Annotated in this window: 18 protein-coding genes; 8 read left to right on the forward strand and 10 right to left on the reverse strand. The window is 71.7% G+C overall.

What is annotated here, in order from left to right:
- Positions 1–115: 115 nt before the first annotated feature.
- Together BCF44_RS09450 and BCF44_RS09455 are read left to right on the forward strand one after the other, a co-directional pair.
- On the forward strand, positions 116–589 hold the full coding sequence (locus BCF44_RS09450) for a YbaK/EbsC family protein (protein WP_246014913.1): 474 nt from the start codon (positions 116–118) through the stop codon (positions 587–589).
- Positions 586–1,155, forward strand: coding sequence for a GNAT family N-acetyltransferase (locus BCF44_RS09455; RefSeq protein ID WP_116173813.1), 570 nt, complete (start codon positions 586–588; stop codon positions 1,153–1,155). Before BCF44_RS09450 ends, BCF44_RS09455 begins: the two co-directional genes overlap by 4 nt.
- A 70-nt stretch (positions 1,156–1,225) precedes the next feature.
- On the opposite strand, the gene BCF44_RS09460 is transcribed toward BCF44_RS09455, so the two are convergent.
- Entirely contained in the window at positions 1,226–2,905 is a 1,680-nt protein-coding gene (locus tag BCF44_RS09460) for a DUF885 domain-containing protein (RefSeq protein ID WP_116174255.1), read from the reverse strand.
- Positions 2,906–2,997: 92 nt separating this feature from the next.
- Here BCF44_RS09460 and BCF44_RS09465 point away from each other — a divergent pair, with 92 nt between their 5' ends.
- Complete coding sequence (locus BCF44_RS09465; protein ID WP_116173814.1) at positions 2,998–3,678, forward strand: DUF3153 domain-containing protein; 681 nt, start codon at positions 2,998–3,000, stop codon at positions 3,676–3,678.
- Positions 3,679–3,744: 66 nt separating this feature from the next.
- Here the strand turns inward: BCF44_RS09465 and BCF44_RS09470 are convergent, their stop codons facing one another.
- Positions 3,745–4,095, reverse strand: coding sequence for a hypothetical protein (locus tag BCF44_RS09470; protein WP_147328445.1), 351 nt, complete (start codon positions 4,093–4,095; stop codon positions 3,745–3,747).
- Positions 4,096–4,318: 223 nt separating this feature from the next.
- A complete protein-coding gene (locus tag BCF44_RS09475; protein WP_116173816.1) occupies positions 4,319–5,203 on the reverse strand; it encodes a methylenetetrahydrofolate reductase in 885 nt (294 codons plus the stop codon).
- Between the two features lie 157 nt (positions 5,204–5,360).
- Between BCF44_RS09475 and BCF44_RS09480 the strand changes: the two genes are divergently transcribed.
- The 3 genes from BCF44_RS09480 to BCF44_RS09490 are packed head-to-tail and all read left to right on the forward strand — an operon-like array spanning position 5,361 to position 8,777.
- Complete coding sequence (locus tag BCF44_RS09480; RefSeq protein ID WP_379798225.1) at positions 5,361–6,446, forward strand: polyprenyl synthetase family protein; 1,086 nt, start codon at positions 5,361–5,363, stop codon at positions 6,444–6,446.
- 1 nt (position 6,447) lies between these two features.
- Positions 6,448–7,974 carry a phytoene desaturase family protein gene (gene crtI, locus BCF44_RS09485; RefSeq protein ID WP_116173818.1) on the forward strand — a complete coding sequence of 509 codons (1,527 nt, stop codon included), beginning with the start codon at positions 6,448–6,450 and terminating at the stop codon, positions 7,972–7,974.
- A gap of 38 nt (positions 7,975–8,012) precedes the next feature.
- Entirely contained in the window at positions 8,013–8,777 is a 765-nt protein-coding gene (locus tag BCF44_RS09490; RefSeq protein WP_246014914.1) for a lysophospholipid acyltransferase family protein, read from the forward strand.
- 22 nt (positions 8,778–8,799) lie between these two features.
- Here BCF44_RS09490 and BCF44_RS09495 read toward each other — a convergent pair whose 3' ends face one another.
- The 4 genes from BCF44_RS09495 to BCF44_RS09510 form a co-directional block, all read right to left on the reverse strand.
- Positions 8,800–9,054, reverse strand: coding sequence for a hypothetical protein (locus BCF44_RS09495; protein WP_116173819.1), 255 nt, complete (start codon positions 9,052–9,054; stop codon positions 8,800–8,802).
- 179 nt (positions 9,055–9,233) lie between these two features.
- The gene (locus BCF44_RS09500; RefSeq protein ID WP_170217440.1) at positions 9,234–11,663 is read right to left on the reverse strand and encodes an FUSC family protein; all 2,430 of its coding nucleotides are present in this window, start codon (positions 11,661–11,663) and stop codon (positions 9,234–9,236) included.
- A gap of 28 nt (positions 11,664–11,691) precedes the next feature.
- The gene (locus tag BCF44_RS09505; protein WP_116173821.1) at positions 11,692–12,165 is read right to left on the reverse strand and encodes a GNAT family N-acetyltransferase; all 474 of its coding nucleotides are present in this window, start codon (positions 12,163–12,165) and stop codon (positions 11,692–11,694) included.
- Between the two features lie 9 nt (positions 12,166–12,174).
- Positions 12,175–13,179, reverse strand: coding sequence for a LacI family DNA-binding transcriptional regulator (locus tag BCF44_RS09510; protein ID WP_116173822.1), 1,005 nt, complete (start codon positions 13,177–13,179; stop codon positions 12,175–12,177).
- A gap of 118 nt (positions 13,180–13,297) precedes the next feature.
- Between BCF44_RS09510 and pgm the strand changes: the two genes are divergently transcribed.
- Positions 13,298–14,935, forward strand: coding sequence for a phosphoglucomutase (alpha-D-glucose-1,6-bisphosphate-dependent) (gene pgm / locus BCF44_RS09515; RefSeq protein WP_116173823.1), 1,638 nt, complete (start codon positions 13,298–13,300; stop codon positions 14,933–14,935).
- A 36-nt stretch (positions 14,936–14,971) separates the two neighbouring features.
- Complete coding sequence (locus BCF44_RS09520) at positions 14,972–15,382, forward strand: PPOX class F420-dependent oxidoreductase (protein WP_116173824.1); 411 nt, start codon at positions 14,972–14,974, stop codon at positions 15,380–15,382.
- A 66-nt stretch (positions 15,383–15,448) separates the two neighbouring features.
- Here the strand turns inward: BCF44_RS09520 and BCF44_RS09525 are convergent, their stop codons facing one another.
- From BCF44_RS09525 to BCF44_RS09535, 3 genes are read right to left on the reverse strand one after another with little or no spacing between them, the layout of a single operon-like run.
- Positions 15,449–16,282: a crotonase/enoyl-CoA hydratase family protein gene (locus tag BCF44_RS09525; protein ID WP_116173825.1), complete on the reverse strand. Its 834-nt coding sequence runs from the start codon at positions 16,280–16,282 to the stop codon at positions 15,449–15,451.
- Between the two features lie 41 nt (positions 16,283–16,323).
- Positions 16,324–16,887 (reverse strand): TetR/AcrR family transcriptional regulator, encoded by a 564-nt coding sequence (locus BCF44_RS09530; protein WP_116173826.1) that lies wholly within the window; start codon positions 16,885–16,887, stop codon positions 16,324–16,326.
- Entirely contained in the window at positions 16,877–17,695 is an 819-nt protein-coding gene (locus BCF44_RS09535; RefSeq protein ID WP_116173827.1) for an oxygenase MpaB family protein, read from the reverse strand. The genes BCF44_RS09530 and BCF44_RS09535 overlap by 11 nt, the downstream gene beginning before the upstream one ends.
- Positions 17,696–17,737: the final 42 nt, after the last annotated feature.

The following is a 17,737-nucleotide window of genomic DNA, read 5'->3' on the forward strand; positions in this document are numbered from 1 at the left end:
CATCTGTTCGATAGTTCGAGAATAGCGCGTCGGGGGCGGCGCGTTCAACCCCGTTGGGGGCCACTTGCCGAGTCGTGGTGTCATTGCCTGCGTGAGGGATCAGGAGCACCCAGGGGTGAGCACGGTGCGCGGCGTGCTGGAGTCGAAGGGCGCGACCGGGGCCGCCGCGGGGATTCGGGTGCTCGACGACGCGGTCCGCACCGCCGCCGCGGCCGCCGAGGCGGTCGAGGTGCCGGTCGGCGCGATCGCCAACAGCCTGTTCTTCCTGGCCGACGGCGAGCCGCTGCTCGTGCTGACGTCCGGCGCGCACCGCGCCGACACCAAGCGCCTCGCCGAGCTCGTGGGCGTGCGCAAGGTGTCGCGGGCCGACCCGGACGCGGTGCGCACGCACACCGGTCAGGTGATCGGCGGCGTCTCCCCCGTCGGCCACCCCGCGCCGATCCGTACCCTGGTGGACGTGCACCTCGCCGAGTACGACGTCGTCTGGGCCGCCGCCGGGCACCCGAACGCGGTGTACCCGACGACCTTCGACGAGTTGGTCGCCGTCACCGGCGGCACCCCTGCGACCGTGGCCGGAGACCAGCGATGACTGCGTCGCCACAGACCGAGCGGCTGGTCGAGTTCAGCGCCGAGACGCTGCGCGCCCGCCTGCCCGAGGCGCTCAACCTGTACGTGACGGCGATGCGCTACCCCAGCGGCACCGCCCAGCAGCGCGCGCCCATGTGGCTGGCGCACATGATCCGGGCGGGCTGGCGCTGCGTGGGCGCGCTCGACCAGGACGGCGCGCTCGTCGGCATCTGCTACGGCTATCGCGGCGCCGCCGGCCAGTGGTGGCACGAGCAGGTCCGCCGCGGCCTCACGGCGCTGTCCACGCCGACCATCGTCGACGAGTGGATGCGCGACTACTTCGAGCTGACCGAGCTGCACGTGCTGCCGGACGCCCAGGGCCGCGGCATCGGCGAGCGGCTGCTGCGCGGCCTGCTCGACGGCATCGGATCCGAGCGGGTCCTGCTGTCCACGCCGGAGGGCCCGTCCCGCGCGTGGCGGCTGTACCGGCGGGTCGGCTTCGAGGATGTGCTGCGGCACTACCAGTTCGCCGGCGACCCGCGGCCGTTCGCGGTGCTGGGCCGCACCCTCCCGCTCGACCCGGCCTGACTCCCCTTTATGCAGGGAAGGACGCCTTACCCGCGTTGAGCGAGGGTAAGGCGTCCTTCCCTGCATCGGGTCAGATCCGGGCGAGCCGCTCGCGCAGCGTGTCCAGGCCCATCGAGCCCATCTCCAGCGCCTGCTTGTGGAACGCCTTCAGGTCGAACGCGTCCCCGTGCCGGGCGCGGGCCTCGTCCCGGGCCGCCAGCCACAGCCGCTCGCCGAGCTTGTACGACGGCGCCTGCCCCGGCCAGCCCAGGTAGCGGTCGATCTCGTCGCGCACGTGCGCCGGGTCGGTGATGGTCCGGGTCAGCATGAACTCCAGGCCCAGCTCCGGCGTCCACCGCTCGCCCTCGTGGAAGCCGGTGCCGGCCGGGATCTCCAGCTCCAGGTGCATGCCAAGGTCGACGATGACCCGCGCGGCCCGGAACAGGTGGCCGTCGAGCATGCCGAGCAGGTCGCCGTCGTCGTCCAGGTAGCCGAGCTCGCGCACCAGCCGCTCCGCGTACAGCGCCCAGCCCTCGCCGTGGCCGGACACCCAGCACATCAGCCGCTGGAACCGGTTGAGCTGGTCGGCCTTGTACACCGCGGTGGCGTACTGGAGGTGATGGCCGGGCACGCCCTCGTGGTAGACGGTGGTGGTCTCCCGCCAGGTGGAGAACTCCTCCCGGTCCTCCGGCACCGACCACCACATCGCGCCCGGCCGGCTGAAGTCGTCGGTGGGGCCGATGTAGTACGCGCCGACGCCGCCGCCGGGCGGCGCGATCTTGCAGTCCAGCGTCATCAGCGGGTCCGGGATGTCGAAGTGCACGCCCCGCATGTCGGCCAGCGCCTTGTCGGACAGCTGCTGCATCCAGTCCCGCAGCGCGTCCTGGCCGTGCAGCTGGTAGCGCGGGTCGGCGTCCAGCACCGCCGCGGCCTCGGCCAGCGTCGAGCCGGCGCGGATGCGGCCGGCGACCTCCTTCATCTCGGCCTCGATGCGGGCGAACTCCGCCCAGCCCCACTCGTAGGCCTCCTGGAGGTCGAGCCGGGCGCCGGTGAAGTAGCGCGACGTCAGCCGGTACACGTCCGCGCCGACGGCGTCCTTCTCGGGCGCCCGGCCGGCCAGCTCCTCGCGCAGGAACACGGCCAGGTCGGCGTAGCCCTGGGCGGCCGCGTTCGCGCCGGTCTCCAGGTGGGTCCGCAGCGAGTCGTCGACGTCCGCGCCGGCGATCAGCCGCGCGAAGAACGACGAGCCGCCGCGCTGTCCCGACCACGTCTCGCACTGCTCGGCGACCCGGGTCACCTGCCGCAGCGCCGACACGACCCCGCGGTCGGCGGCCAGGGACAGCGACGCCCGCAGGCCGGCCAGGGCCTGCGGCACCTTGGTCAGCCGGGTCGCGACGGTCGCCCACTGCTCGGGGGTCTCGGTCGGCATCAGGTCGAACAGCTGGCGCAGGTCCTGCACCGGGCTCGCGATCACGTTCAGCGAGGACAGGTCCAGGCCCGCCTCGCGGAACTCCTGGGACAGCCCGTTGCGCTCCAGGAACACGGCCTTGGCGGCGCGTTCGGACTCGTCGGCGGGCTCGGCCGCCTCGATCTCGCGCAGGGCCCGCGCGGTCAGCTCGGCCCGGCTCTCGTGGCCCTCGGGCGAGTAGTCGGTCAGTTCCTCGTCGTACCCCGTGATGCCGAGGTGGGTCGCCGCGTTGGGGTCGAGTGCGGCGTAGTCGGCGACGAACTCGTCGCTCAGTTGGTGCACGCCTCGTGGGGTGGATGACATGTCGGGCACGCTACCTCGGCCCCCACCACGCCCTGTAGCTCCTTCGGGCGGTGATCCACCGTGGGCACGGTTTCGACTGGCACGATGGCCCGGTGCTGAAGACCGTGGCCAGGTCGTACCCGCGAATCGCGGGGCTGTCGCTGGCATTCGCGGCCGCCGCCGCGATGTTGACGGGCTGTGTGCGCGCCCACGCCGATCTGACCGTGTCCGGCGACTACAAGGTGTCCGGCACGATGATCGCGGCGACGGTGCCGTCCTCGCCGGCCGACCACGGGCCGCAGCTGTCCATCCCGTCCGACCTCGGCGACCAGGTGCTGGTGCAGCCCTACGCCGCGGACGGCTACGTGGGCACCGAGCTCTCCTTCACCAACATGGACTTCGACCAGTTCACCACGCTGGTCGGCGGGTCCAGCGCCGCCAGCAGCGACTACCAACTGCTGCTGCGCCGGGTCGGCGACCTCGTGTACTTCACCGGCTCGGTGGACCTGCGGACGATGCCCGCCGACCACGCCGACGTCCAGCTGAAGATCACCTTCCCGGCCGACATCACCAGCGCGACCGGCGCCGTCAGCGACCAGACCGTCACGTGGAACCCGAAGCCCGGGACGATCACGTCGCTGTCGGCCACCTCCGACCTGTCCATGCTGGCCGACGCCGCGTGGATGCGGTGGAGCGTGCTGGTGGCCGCCCTGCTGTGCGGCTCGGTGCTGGCGATCAGCGTGCTGGCGCTGCGGGCGCACCGCCGCAGCCTGCGGTCGCGCTCCCGCCGCTGAGGGATCCCCGGACAGACGAAACGGGGCGCACCCTGGTGGGCGCGCCCCGTTTCTCGACGGCTGCGATCAGCCGGCGGTGTTCGAGCTGTTGTCGGCGTTGGAGCCGAGGTACTCGAGGTAGCTGCTGATCGGCAGCGTGTTGCCCGCGAACTGGATCGGCAGGTAGTCGGTCTCCTGGAGATCGCCACCGCCGCCCAGCACGTTGGAGGCGTTGGTGTGGCTGGCGCCGCCGTCCACGTACTCCTCGCTGGACACCGGCACGTGGTTGTCGACGATCTGGATCGGCACGTAGTGCGTGACCTGCGTGTCGCCGCCGTCGTGCATGACCAGGTCGGTCGAGGTGCCCGCGAACGCCGGCGAGCCGACGATCATCAGACCGGCCGCGACGCCAGCGATCATTCCGGCTTTCTTCAGCACGGACTCCACACTCCTTGAGTTGCACCGCTCTTCATGAAGGCACCGCACCGGCGTGGAACACCGAAGCCGTGCAGGCGTGGAAACTACCGCCATTCGGAGCAACTTCGCAGGGTGACGACCCCATTGAGTGACAGCGCGAGCACGCGGCGTGTCGCCCTTGGCACCCGGTTTGACCAGCCCGTTCACCTGCCCGACGGGTGAGCGGGTTCACCCGGCCGAACGATCATGCTCGGGCCGGCAGCAGCCCCAGCCGGGCGACCACCTCGGTGGTGGCCTTCGACATGTTGAACGTGTAGAAGTGCACCCCCGGCACGCCCTCGTCGATCAGCCGCTGGGACAGCTCGGTGACCACGTCGATGCCCGCCGCGCGGAACGCCTTCGGGTCGTCGGCGAACCGGTCCAGCCGGCTGGCCACCGACGGCGGCACCGGCGCGCCGGCCAACTCCGCCGTCTTGTGCAGGGTGCGGACCGTGGTCAGCGGCAGGATGCCCGGCAGCAGCGGCGCGTCGCAGCCGCGCGCGGCCACCCGGTCCCGCAGCCGCAGGAAGTCCTCGGCCTCGAAGAACAGCTGCGCGATGGCGAAGCTGGCACCGGCCCGGAACTTGCGGACCAGGTTCTCCGTGTCGGCGTCCAGGTCCGTGGACCGCGGGTGCCCGTACGGGAACGCGGCCACCCCCACGCAGAAGTCCCCGAGCTGCCGGATGAGCGTCACCAGCTCCTCCGCGTAGGTGAGGCCCTTGGGGTGCCGGACCCACTCGCCGTTGGGGTCGCCGGGCGGGTCGCCCCGCACCGCGAGCACGTTGTGCACGCCCACCGCCGCGTACCAGCCGATGACGTTGCGCAACTCCGCCACCGAGTGGTTGACCGCCGTCAGGTGTGCCATCGGCAACAGCGAGGTCTCCTGCACCACCCGCCCCGTGGTCCGGATCGTCCGGTCCCGGCTGGAGCCGCCGGCCCCGTAGGTGACCGACACGAAGGCCGGCTCGCAGCCCTCCAACTGCCTGATGGCCAGCCAAAGCCGCTGCTCGTCGGCAGCGTCGCGGGGTGGGAAGAACTCCACCGAGAACACCGGGCGCGGCCCGCGGAGCCGTTCGACCACCGACGTCATGGCCTCAGATTACGGGCAGCAACCTCTGAGCAGGTCCCTCGGTGCGGCAACGTACTGTTGGCATGCACGCGTTGGGCGCACGACGGAGGTTGGCATGAGCAAGCCGGGCACTCTGGCCGAGCTTTGGCCGGACCAGCCCAGCGACGACCTCACGGCGTTGCACCCCTGCGACACCGGCTTCCTCGGCCTGGTCGAGCGGGCGCTGACCGACTACCTGAACCGCCGCCGCACCGAGGCGGCGCTGGTGGACGAGAACTTCGCGGTGGCCGTGGACGCGCTGGCCGACTTCGTGCTCGGCGGCGGCAAGCGGATCCGGCCGACGTTCGCCTGGTGGGGCTGGCGGGGCGCGGGCGGCGACCCGCGGGGCGCCGACACCGAGGCCGTGGTCATGGCGGTGAGCGCGCTGGAGCTGATCCAGGCGTGCGCGCTCGTGCACGACGACCTGATGGACGCCTCGGCGGTGCGCCGGGGCTCGCCGACGGTGCACGTGGCGTTCGCCGACCTGCACCGCGCGGAGCAGTGGGCCGGCACGGCGGAGCGGTTCGGGCAGGCCTCGGCGGTGCTGCTCGGCGACCTGGCGCTGGCCTGGGCCGACGACATGCTGCGCGAGTCCGGCCTGGGCGTGGGCCAGCTGAACCGGGCGTTCGAGCCGTGGCGGGCGATGCGCACGGAGATGCTCGCCGGACAGTACCTGGACGTGCTGACGCAGGCGCGCGCCGACGAGTCGGCGGCCGCGCCGCTGCGCGTGGACCGGCTGAAGACGGCGGCGTACACGGTGGAGCGGCCGCTGCACCTCGGGGCAGTGCTCGCGGGCGCGGGCGACGGCCTGGTGCAGGGCCTGCGGCAGTTCGGCGTGGACATCGGCCTGGCCTTCCAGCTGCGGGACGACCTGCTGGGCGTCTTCGGCGACCCGGCCGTGACGGGCAAGCCGGCCGGTGACGACCTCCGTGAGGGCAAGCGCACGCTGCTGGTGTCGCTGGGCCTGGAGCACGCGGAGCGGTCGGGCCGGGACGCGGACGCGGCCCGCCTGCGGTCCGCGATCGGCCGGCACGACCTGGACGAGCCTGCCGTGGACGTGATCCGCGAGCTGCTGGTGGACCTGGGCGCGGTCGCGGCGGTCGAGGCCCGCATCGACGAGCTGCGGGACCAGGCGCTGGCCACGCTGGCCGCGACGCCGGTCGCCGAGCCGGCCGCGTCCGAGCTGGCGCGCCTCGCGGTTGCCGCAACAAGGCGTAACCACTGAGATGAAGGCCATGAAGGGGCGCACGGACCACGTTGTGGTGGTCGGCGCCGGGCTGGCCGGGCTGTCGACGGCGCTGCACCTGCTCGGCGCGGGCCGACGGGTGACGGTCGTCGAGCGGGACCGGGTGCCCGGCGGCCGGGCGGGACAGCTCGACGTCGACGGCTACCGGCTGGACACCGGCCCGACCGTGCTGACCATGCCCGAGCTGCTGGACGAGGCGTTCGACGCGGTCGGCGACTCGCTGGCCAACCGCCTGGACCTGGTGCCGCTGCACCCCGCGTACGTGGCGCACTTCCCCGACGGCAGCACGATCGACGTGCACAGCGACGCCGACGCCATGGAGGCCGAGGTGCGGCGGGTGGCCGGCCCGGCCGAGGCCGCCGGCTACCGGCGGCTGCGCCGCTGGCTGACCGACCTGTACGCGGCCGAGCGCGACCGGTTCATCGGCGCCAACTTCGACTCCCCGCTGGACCTGGTCGGCCCGGCGCTGGCCCGGCTGGCGGCGATGGGTGCGTTCGGCAGCCTCGGCGCGAAGGTCGGCGGTTTCGTCAAGGACCGCCGCCTGCGCCGGATCTTCTCGTTCCAGGCGCTGTACGCCGGCGTGCCGCCGGAGCAGGCGCTCGCGGCGTACGCGGTGATCGCCTACATGGACACCGTCGCCGGCGTGTGGTTCCCGCGCGGCGGGATGCGCGCCGTGCCGGAGGCGATGGCGGCGTCGGCGGCCCGCGCCGGGGCGGAGCTCCGCTACGGCACGACCGTCGCCTGGCTGGAGCGCATCGGTTCCCGCGTGGCGGCCGTGCGTACGACTCACGGCGAGCGGATCGCTTGCGACGCCGTCGTTCTGACGCCGGATCTGCCGGCCGCGTACCGGCTGCTGGGGCACCTGCCGCGGCGGATAGTGCCGCTGCGGTGGTCGCCGTCGGCGTTCGTGCTGCACGCCGGCGTCGACCGGTCCTGGCCGGAACTCGGCCACCACACGATCTCGTTCGGGGCGGCCTGGCGGCGCACCTTCCAGGAGCTCACCTCGACCGGCCGGCTGATGACCGACCCGTCGCTGCTGATCACGCGGCCGACGGCGACGGATCCCACGCTGGCGCCGGAGGGCCGCCAGCTGCTGTCCGTGCTGGCGCCGACGCCGAACCTGGAGCTGGCCCCGATCGACTGGGACCGCGTTGCGCCGGCGTACCGGGACGAGCTGGTGGGGGTGCTGGAATCCCGCGGGCTGACCGGACTCGACGACTCGGTGACGGTGGAGCGGGTGCTGTCGCCGGCCGACTGGGCCCGGCAGGGCCTGGCCGCCGGCACGCCGTTCGCCGCCGCGCACACGTTTGCGCAGACCGGGCCGTTCCGGCCGCGCAACCTGCTGCGGGGCATCGACAACGTGGTGCTGGCCGGCTGCGGGACCACGCCGGGCGTCGGCGTGCCGCCGGTGCTGATCTCGGGGCGGCTGGCCGCCGACCGGATCACCGGCGGGCGGGTCGCCGACAGCGGACGGTCTCACCACGATCTCGCCCGATCCGCGACGTGAGCCAGAACCGGGCCACCCGATCGTGCGAAAGTCTTAGCGTGCTCATCCCGGAGGCGACCCACGACGCCGGCACCGCGCCACGCGGCCCGCTCGCGAAGATCCGACTGACCCTGCGCACCCCCAAGCGGGGCCGCGGCTTCTGGTACGGCCTGGCCATCGACGTGCTGTGGCCGTTCGTGATGGTCTTCACCCGGTCCGGCTGGTTCGGCGGGTCGAACATCCCCGCCGAGGGGCCGGTGCTGATCGCCAGCAACCACGTGTCGTTCGCGGATCCGGTGACGGTGACCGCGTATGTGCTGGCGCACGGCCGCATTCCCCGCTACCTGGCCAAGGCCGGGCTGTGGCAGATCCCGGTGGTGCGCAGCGTGCTGGCTGGCGGCAGGCACATCCCCGTGCACCGGGGCACGTCGAAGGCGACGGACGCGTACCGGGACGCCGTGAAGTCCCTGGAGAGCGGGGAATGCGTGCTGGTGTTCCCCGAGGGGACGTTCACGGCGGATCCGGACGGCTGGCCGTCGGTGAAGCAGGCCAAGAGCGGCATCGCCCGGCTGGCGCTGGCCACCGGGGTGCCGGTGGTGCCGATCGGCCACTGGGGCACGCAGAACGTGTTGCCGCAGAAGGCAAAGCTGCCCAGGCTGCTGCCGCGCAAGCGGGTGGTGATCCGCACCGGGCCGCCCGTCGACCTGTCGGACCTGCTCGGCCGGGAGCAGACCCGTGACGTGGTCGCGGAGGCGACCCGGCGGATCATGGACGCGATCACCGAGCAGCTGGAACTGGCCCGCGGCGAGAAGGCCCCGAATTGACCCGATGCCATCGGGCATGAAATCACGGAATCGCAGGAAAGGAGGTGTCGCAATGTTCGGCATTCCTGCCATCGAAGAGGCCGGAGCAGAGTGACACCTTCACGACGGGCCCCTTGAAGAAGACCTGCGAGGCCGTCCCGCTGTCACCGCCAGGCGTTGTGAGCCGCAGCCTTTCGTTGTCCCGGAACGTGAAGTCCGCAAAAGCGAAGTGCGCGGAGTCCTTGACGATGCCGGCGTTGATCGCGACGGAGGCGGACGCCGACCCGGCCGCGGTCACCGCACGCAGAACTATCCGGTATGCAAATTCCACTGTCCGCGATCGCCACGGGAATCAGGCTTTCGGCTCCGGCGACCGGACCAAAACGTCGACACTGCGCTACGCCGAACGTCATCAGGCGACCCCAGGTACACATTACGGCCGCCGGTCGCGAAAACCTTACCCGGTTGACCGCGATTTCAACGCCAGGCGTCCCGCTCCGCCTCGAGCACCACGTCCTTGGTCACCGGCCCGGCCGGCACGGTGACCAGGTCGGCGCTGGGATGCCGGCCGGGGCTGGAGGCGATCAGCAGGTACGTCCCGCTCTGCGGCACCTCGATCCGGAACCGCCCGTCGTCGGCGGGCACGGACCGGCCGACCTGCCGGCCCTTCCCGTCCACCAGCGTCAGCGCGGCATCGGCCAGCGGCGACCCGTCGGCGTCGCGGACCTGGCCCAGCAGCCGGGACGTCACGGCGTCGACCTCGTCGCTGGGCTCGGTGTCGGTGTCGTCGGACAGCCCCAGCGGCCGGGCCAGCGCGACGATCAACTCGTCCAGGTGGTCGAAACTGGCCATGATCCGCCGCGCGACGGCGTCATCGGGCTCGCCGCCCTCAGCGAGATGCCGGGGCCGCACGTGCGACGACAAGGCGTCGCCGGCGACGACCTGCTTCCGGTCACCGTCCGCGCCGCCGACGGCGGCGATCAACCGCCCCAGGTTCTCGACGATACGACTGCTGGTCCGTGGCAGCCGATCATCGGACGCCAGCAGCGCCGGCTCGGCATTGGCGGCCAGGCTCCGCGCGTAGTAGGCGCTGCTTCCCAGCAACGCCAACAGATGCCGGAGCTCGCTGCGCTGATTCCGGTACGGGCTGATCACATGCGTCATCGGCTCCGCGGCCTTGCGCAGGTCGGCCAGCTTCTTGTCGATCTCCCGCGACTGGTCGATGAGGTCCACGGTGTCGGCGTCGCGCAGCAGCCCGGTGGCGTCGGAAATGAAGCGCCGCAACGCCTCCAGCACGGCGGCGATGTCTTCCTTGATCAACGCCCGGGTCTTCGTCGGCAGCACCAGCACGGCCGCGATCCCGCCGGCGAACGCGCCGATCATCGTCTCTTCCAGCCGCAGCACCAGAACCTCGGGCGTGAACGTGCCGATCAGGCTGTACAGCAGCGCCAGCATCATCGTCATGAAGAACGTCATGAGGCCGTACGAGACCTGCACGACGTACACGCCGAGCGAGATGCAGCCGATGATCAGAATCAGGATCAGCACGTTCTGGCCGGACACCAGCGACGCGGCGACCATGCCGGCGAGAATGCCGAGCAATGTGCCCACCGTGCGCCGGAAACCGCGGATCAGGATGTCGCCGCGCGAGGTCGTGTTGGCGAACACCAGGAAGGCCGTGATCACCGCCCAGTACCAGCGCTGGGTCGACACGAACTCGCCGCCGAGGATCGCCAGCCCGGCGCCGATCACCGCCTGGATCGCCTGCCGCGTGGTCAACCGCAGCCCGGTCTGCGCCGGCGGCGCGGTCGGCGACGCCGGGGGCTCGTCGTCCGGCTGGCGGTGCCGCCCGGGGTGATCGTCCATCACGACGGCGGGCAGGTCCGACTCCAGCTCGGCCCGCGCCGAGGTGATGCTGACGGCCAGCTCCCGCACGGCGCGCCGCAACCGCGTCACGTGCGGCGGATTGTCCACGGCGTCCAGCTGCCGGCCGATCGCCGCGAGCCGGGTCATCGAGTCGTCGTCCTCGTACGCCAGCGCCGGCCGCGGATCGCGCCCCGCCAGCACGCGCAGCTCCCTCAGCTCGCCGACCAGCCCGGCACGAAGATCGTCGGGAACGGCCCCGCCGGCCACCAGCCGCCGCGCCGCGATGGCCAGCCGCTCGCCGGTGAGCTCGATGTCCACGACGTCCATCTGCCACTGGTCGAACTGGGTCGGCTCGACCAGGTCCGCCAGTTCGGTCTCCACCATCAGCGCGCACTCGTGCAGCCGCGCCACCCGCTTGCGCAGCTGCTCCTGACGGCGGTCGTCCGGCTCCTCGACCAGGTGCGCGGCGGCGTCGACCAGCTGTGCGAGCCTCGCTCGGAAAGCCACCACGATCCGCCGCAGGTTCAGCCGCGGCCGCCGGGGCACCAGCACGAAGTGCGAGAACGCCGAGCAGCACAGCGCCACCACCACCGCGAACAGCAGCTGCGGCAGCTGCGGCACGGTGGCGTGGATGAACAGCGAGAAGAAGAACGTCATGAACGCGACCATGCCGACGGCGAACCCGCGCGGGGCGTATCGCCGCAGGTAGACGGCCACGAAGATGATCACGAGGAAGGCGCCGTCGGCGATCCCCCGCCACGGCGCCAGCAGCGCGCTGGTGGTGATCGACACCCCGGCCGACACCGGCAGCAGCAGGAACGTGCCGGCCTTGGCCCGCGCGGTCTTGTCGTTGACCGACATCGCCGACATCATCGCCACGATCGTGCCGAGCATGATCGCGGTGATGGGCAGGCCGAGCAGCGCGAGCGCCGCGATCGCCAGCACCACGCTGGCCGCCGTGCGGATCGCCTGCCGGAGCCGGAGCGTGCCCGGATCGGCCGCGGCGAACCGATCGAGCACGGCGTCGAACACGTGCCTCATAGGCTGACGACTATGCCGTACGCGGTGGTCAGGCGGTGAGTCGGTAGATGTGCTCGACCACGTCCCGCCCCACCCCGTCGGCATAGGACGTCTCGGTGCCGATCCGCGCGAAGCCCGCCTTCGCGAGCACCCGGGCCGAGCCGATGTTGTGCTCGGCGACCCGCGCGTACAGCGGCCTCGTCGCCTCGACCAGCAGAAACGCGCCGAGGGCGGCGGAGGCGAGCCCGCGGCCCCACCGGGAGGGGGCGATCCAGTAGGTGATCTCCCGCTCCCCCTCCATGGTGAAGCTCCCGATCGTGCCGACCAGGCCGTCCCCGTCGGCTATCGCCCGAACGAGCACGTCCGGATTGCTTCGAATGCGCGCGTAGTGGGCGTCGAACGCCGCCCGGTCCGACGGATCGGCCCGGGTGAAGGCCGCCATCGCGACCGCGGTCGGATCCCGCTCCCACTCGAAGATCCGGTCGAGATCGGCGTCGTCGAGCGCCCGCAGCACCAGGTCCATGCCGGCACGCTACGCGGAGCGGCGGATCACCAGCTTGGGGCGCACCACCGGCCAGTGCGTCGCCGCCGAGGTCTGCTCGGCCAGGATCAGCCCCACCTGCTCGACCGCCAGCTCGCCGATCCGGCGCTTGTCGATGTGCAGAGTGGTCAGCGGCGGGTCGACCAGCTCGCCGAGCTGCAACCCGTCGAAGCCGATCACCGCGCAGTCCGACGGCACCTCCCGGCCCAGCCCTCGCGCCGCCTGCACCGCGCCCACCGCAATCAGGTCGTTGAAGGCGAACACGGCCGTCAGATCGGGGTGGGCCCCGAGCAGGGCCTCCATCGCGGCCGCGCCGCCGGCGACCGACTGGTCGCAGTCGAAGATCCACCCCTCGTCGACGGCCAGCCCCAGCTCCTGGGACACCGACAGGTAGTGCTGCCGGCGGCCGCTCTGCGACGGGTACGGGGCGCCGTCCAGCATGCCGATCCGGTTGTGCCCGGACGACACGAGGTGCCGCATGCCGGCCAGCACACCGCCCTCGATGTCGATCCGCACCGACCCCAGCCGCGGCGACGTGCTGGGCCGCTCCAGCAGCACCAGCGGCACCCCGCCGGCGTGCCGCTCCAGCTCGTCGTCGGTATTGCCGAGGTAGCCGACGATCGCGTCGGCCTGGTGCGACAGCACCTCCAGCGCCGTCAGCTCGCGCTCCAGCGAGTACTGGGTGTCGCACACGACCACGTGCCAGCCGCGGTGCTCGGCGGCGGCCAGCACGCCGGCGCAGACCTCCGGGAAGAACGGGTTGACCAGGTCGGAGATGATCAGGCCGATGGTGGTGGTGTCCTGCTTGACCAGTCCCCGGGCGAAGCGGCTGGGCCGGTAGCCCAGGGTGCGCACCGCCTCCAGCACCCGCTGCTTGGTGGACGGCGTTATCTCGGCCATGTCGTTGACCGCCCGGGAGACGGTCTGCCGCGACACCCCCGCCAGTCTCGCGACGTCCTCGATGGTCGCTCGGCCCCGGCGTCCTGGTGTGTTCATTTGCCCTTCCTCGCTCGGATCACTACCCGCTACCTGATTCCATCCGGGGCCGACGGAAAACCGCCGTCAGGGTGAGAGGATGCCTACCGCCCACAGCGCGTCACGAGGAGGAGCCCGGATGTCGGTGGACCCCAGGGCCGGCCAGCCCGCACAGCCGTCCGATCTGGTCGACCTGGCCAAGCTCGTCACGGCCTACTACGCCGAGCACCCGGACCCGTCGGTGCCCGAGCAGCGGGTCGCCTTCGGCACCTCCGGACACCGCGGCTCGGCGCTGTCGACGGCCTTCAACGAGGACCACATCCTGGCCACCAGCCAGGCGATCTGCGAGTACCGCGCGGGTCGGGGCATCACCGGCCCGCTGTTCATGGGCAAGGACACGCACGCCCTGTCCGAGCCGGCGTTCGTGAGCGCGCTGGAGGTGTTCGCGGCCAACGGCGTGCGGGTGCTGATCGACAGCCGCGACGGCTACACGCCGACGCCGGCGCTGTCCCGCGCGATCCTCGCGTACAACGAGAACCCCGGCGACCGGGCCGACGGCGTGGTCATCACGCCGTCGCACAATCCCCCACGCGATGGTGGTTTCAAGTACAACCCGCCCAACGGTGGCCCGGCCGACACCGACGTGACGCGCTGGATCCAGGACCGCGCCAACGAGTTGCTGGCCGCCGGACTGGACGGCGTGAAGCGGGTGACGTACGCGAAGGCTCTCGCCGCGGAGACCACCGGCCGCTACGACTTCCTCGACGCGTACGTGGGCGCGTTGCCGACGGCCGTGGACATGGACGTGATCCGGGAGTCCGGGCTTCGCATCGGCGCGGACCCGCTGGGCGGCGCCTCGGTCGCCTACTGGGCGGAGATCGCCGACCGGTACAAGCTCCAGATGACCGTGGTGAACCCGTTGGTGGACGCCACCTTCCGGTTCATGACGCTGGACTGGGACGGCAAGATCCGGATGGACTGCTCGTCGCCGAACGCGATGGCCTCGCTGATCGGCCGCCGCGCCGAGTTCGACCTGGCCACCGGCAACGACGCGGACGCCGACCGGCACGGCATCGTCACTCCCGACGCCGGCCTGCTCAACCCCAACCACTTCCTGGCCGTCGCCGTGGACTACCTCTATCGGCACCGCGACGGCTGGGCCGCGGACGCCGCCGTCGGCAAGACGCTGGTCAGCTCGTCCATGATCGACCGGGTGACCGCGAGCCTGGGCCGGCGGCTGGTGGAGGTGCCGGTCGGCTTCAAGTGGTTCGTGCCGGGCCTGCTGGACGGCAGCGTCGCCTTCGGCGGCGAGGAGAGCGCCGGGGCCTCGTTCCTGCGCCTGGACGGCAGCGTGTGGACCACCGACAAGGACGGGCTGCTGCTCTGCCTGCTGGCGGCGGAGATCACCGCGAGCACCGGCAAGACCCCGAGCCAGCGCTACGCGGAGCTGGTCGGCGAGTTCGGCGATCCCAGCTACGCCCGGGTCGACGCGCCGGCCACCCGTGGGGAGAAGGCCAAGCTGGCCAAGCTCTCCCCCGACGCCGTCACCGCGACCGAACTGGCCGGCGAGCCGATCGAGCAGCGGCTGACCGAGGCCCCCGGCAACGGCGCGGCGCTGGGCGGACTCAAGGTCACCACCCGATCGGGGTGGTTCGCGGCGCGGCCGTCGGGCACCGAGGACGTGTACAAGATCTACGCCGAGAGCTTCCAGGGCCCCGACCACCTGGCCCGGATCCAGCAGGAGGCCCGGGAGGTCGTGTCGCAGGCGCTCGCCTAGGGGAATGTGGTCCCGGACACGGTGGTTGCAGCGGACATGGATCTGGACGCTGCCAGGGAAGTCATCCGGAGCCAGCACCGCGCGGTGCTGGCCACCACCCGTGCCGACGGCTCGACGCAGATGTCGCCGGTGACGGTGGACGTCGACCCCGAGGGCTACGTGGTGATCAGCACCCGGGAGACCGCGTACAAGCTCAAGCACATCCTGCGGAATCCGCAGGTGGCGGTGTGTGTGCTGCCCGACGAGTTCTTCGGCCGCTGGATCCAGGTCGAGGGCACGGCGTCGGTGGTGCACCTGCCCGAGGCGATGGACGGGCTGGTCGAGTACTACCGGCGGGTGTCGGGCGAGCACCCGGACTGGGACGACTACCGGGCCGCCATGGTCCGGGACAAGCGCGTGCTGGTCCGGATCGACATCGCCAAGGCCGGTCCGGACCGCAACGGCTGAGGACTTGATGCAGGGAAGGACGCCTTACCCTCGGTCAACGCGGGTAAGGCGTCCTTCCCTGCATGGTCACTGTCCCCGGAACTCCGGCGGGCGGCGCTCGAAGAAGGCCTGCGCCGCCTCGCCGAGGTCCTTGCTCGGCAGGAACGCGGAGTTCCAGGCGCCGACGTAGCGCAGGCCGGCCGCGACCTGCGGGGCGCGGGCGGTGTCGAGGACGTCCTTGACGCCCTGGACGACCAGCGGCGGGTTGGCCGCGATCTCCTCGGCGAGCCGGCGGGCGGCGTCGAGCACCTCGTCCTGGCTGTCGTAGACGTCGTTGACCAGGCCGATCCGCTCGGCACGGCGGGCGTCGATGTCGCGACCGCTGAACGCCAGCTCGCGCAGGTGGCCCTCGCCGATGATGCCGACCAGCCGCTGGAGGCTGCCCAGGTCGGCGACGATGGCGACCTTCACCTCGCGCACGCTGAACTTGGCGTCCGCGCTGGCCACCCGGATGTCCGCGGCGGCGATGACGTCCACGCCGCCGCCGATGCACCAGCCGGAGACGGCCGCGATCACCGGCTTGCGGCAGGCCGCCACCGAGGTCACCGCGTCCTGGAGCCGGCGCAGGTCGTGCAGGAAGCGGGTGCGGGGCTCGGCCAGCGCCGGGTCGGCGCCGAGCAGCTCGGCCCAGCTGGGCATCATCGCCGGCAGGTCCAGCCCGTACGAGAAGTTGGCGCCGCTGCCGGTCAGCACGATCGCGCGGACCTGCGGGTCGGCGTCCAGGGCGCCGAAGACGACCGGCAGCTCGCGCCAGAAGTCCGGGCCCATCGCGTTGCCCTTGCCCGGGCCGAGGAGCGTCACCTCGGCGACGTGCCCGGTCACCTTGACGCCCAGCGACACCAACTGATCCAGATCGGCCATCTCAGCTCCCACCGCCAGTCAACTTACTGGACGGTAACATGTCACGGGAGCAGCGGCGCCAGATAGGACTGGGCGAACTCCCGGACGGCATCGTCGTCGTGCACGGCGATCGCGCCGTCCGGCGTGAGCGTGAACGAGATCGCCAGCCGCACCAACATCTCCGCCAGCACCCGCGGGTCCCGCCCACCGGGCCGCGGCCGCACCACCGCGCGGTACTGGTCGACCAGGAACTCGCTGGCCGCGGCGATCACGCCGGCCCCGCGCAGCGTCAGATACGGCAGCAGCTCCTCAGGGTCGCTGACCAGCAGCCGGGCCAGCAGCGCGTCCGTGCGCACCTTGCGCAGGCCGACGACGAAGCCCTCCACCAGGCGCTCGTTGGCGGTCGGCAGCGGGCCGATCGCGGCGACGATCTCGCCGAAGAACCGGGAGCTTTCCCGCACCAGCGCCGCCTGGACCAGCGCGTTCTTGCTCTCGAACCGCCGGTAGACGGTCGCCCGCGACAGCCCGGCGCGCCTGGCGACGTTGTCGACGCTGGTGCGGCGCAGGCCGTAGGCGCGCAGCTCCTCGACGGCGGCGTCGAGGATCAGGTCGTCGTCAACGGGCACCGGCCACCCTTTTCATCGCGGATCGGGACCTCGGCGAGTACCGCAGCCGGTACGGCACCAGCGGCCACGCCCCGTGCACGATCTTGGCGAAGATCCGCAGCCGGCGCTCGTCCACCGCCGTCCAGGTGACGCCGATTCGCTGCCGGATGGCGGGATGCAGGGTGCCGCGGTTCACCCACCACAGGAACTTCCCGAAGGGCCTTTTCAGCAGCCGGTAGATCGGCTGCGGCACGAGAGGGAATCGTTCCGGCGGTTCCTCCACAAAAGCGAGCAGCCCTTGGGCCACCGGCGTCAGCTCCAGGTTCTCCCGGCACATCCGGTCCAGGTAGCGCTCGTAGCCGGCCCAGTCCGGCGGGGCGAACCGGTCGCTGACGCCGTAGAGTCGGAACGCGTCCAGTGATTCGGCGTAGAACCGTTCCCGCTCGGTCGGCGAGAGTTCGTGGTCGAACAGCTCGATGGCGCGGATCATCGTGTCGAAAATGGTCAGATGGGCCCAGAAATACGTTTCCGGGTCGAGGGCGTGATAGCGCCGGCCCTGCTCGTCCACGCCTGTGATGTCGACGTGATAGGCGGTGATCTTCCGCGCCGTGGCGGCCGCGTCCGGCCAGTCGAACGTGACGCCCTGGATCTGCGGCACCGAACGGATGATCCGCTCCCACGGCTCGCCGAAGAAGTCCGAATGATCGCGCACGCCGGCACCCAGCCCCGGATGCATCAGCTGCATCAGGCCGACCCGCACGAGCAGCAGCAGGACGCGGTTGTCACCGGCGTGCCGCCAGTGCAGCGAGCCCGGTCCGGCCAGGTCCATCGTCACCTCCCGAAACGGTGAGACGATTCCCTCTCTTTGTAT

The sequence above is a fragment of the Kutzneria buriramensis genome, from assembly GCF_003387475.1.
Classification (GTDB): Bacteria; Actinomycetota; Actinomycetes; order Mycobacteriales; family Pseudonocardiaceae; genus Kutzneria; species Kutzneria buriramensis.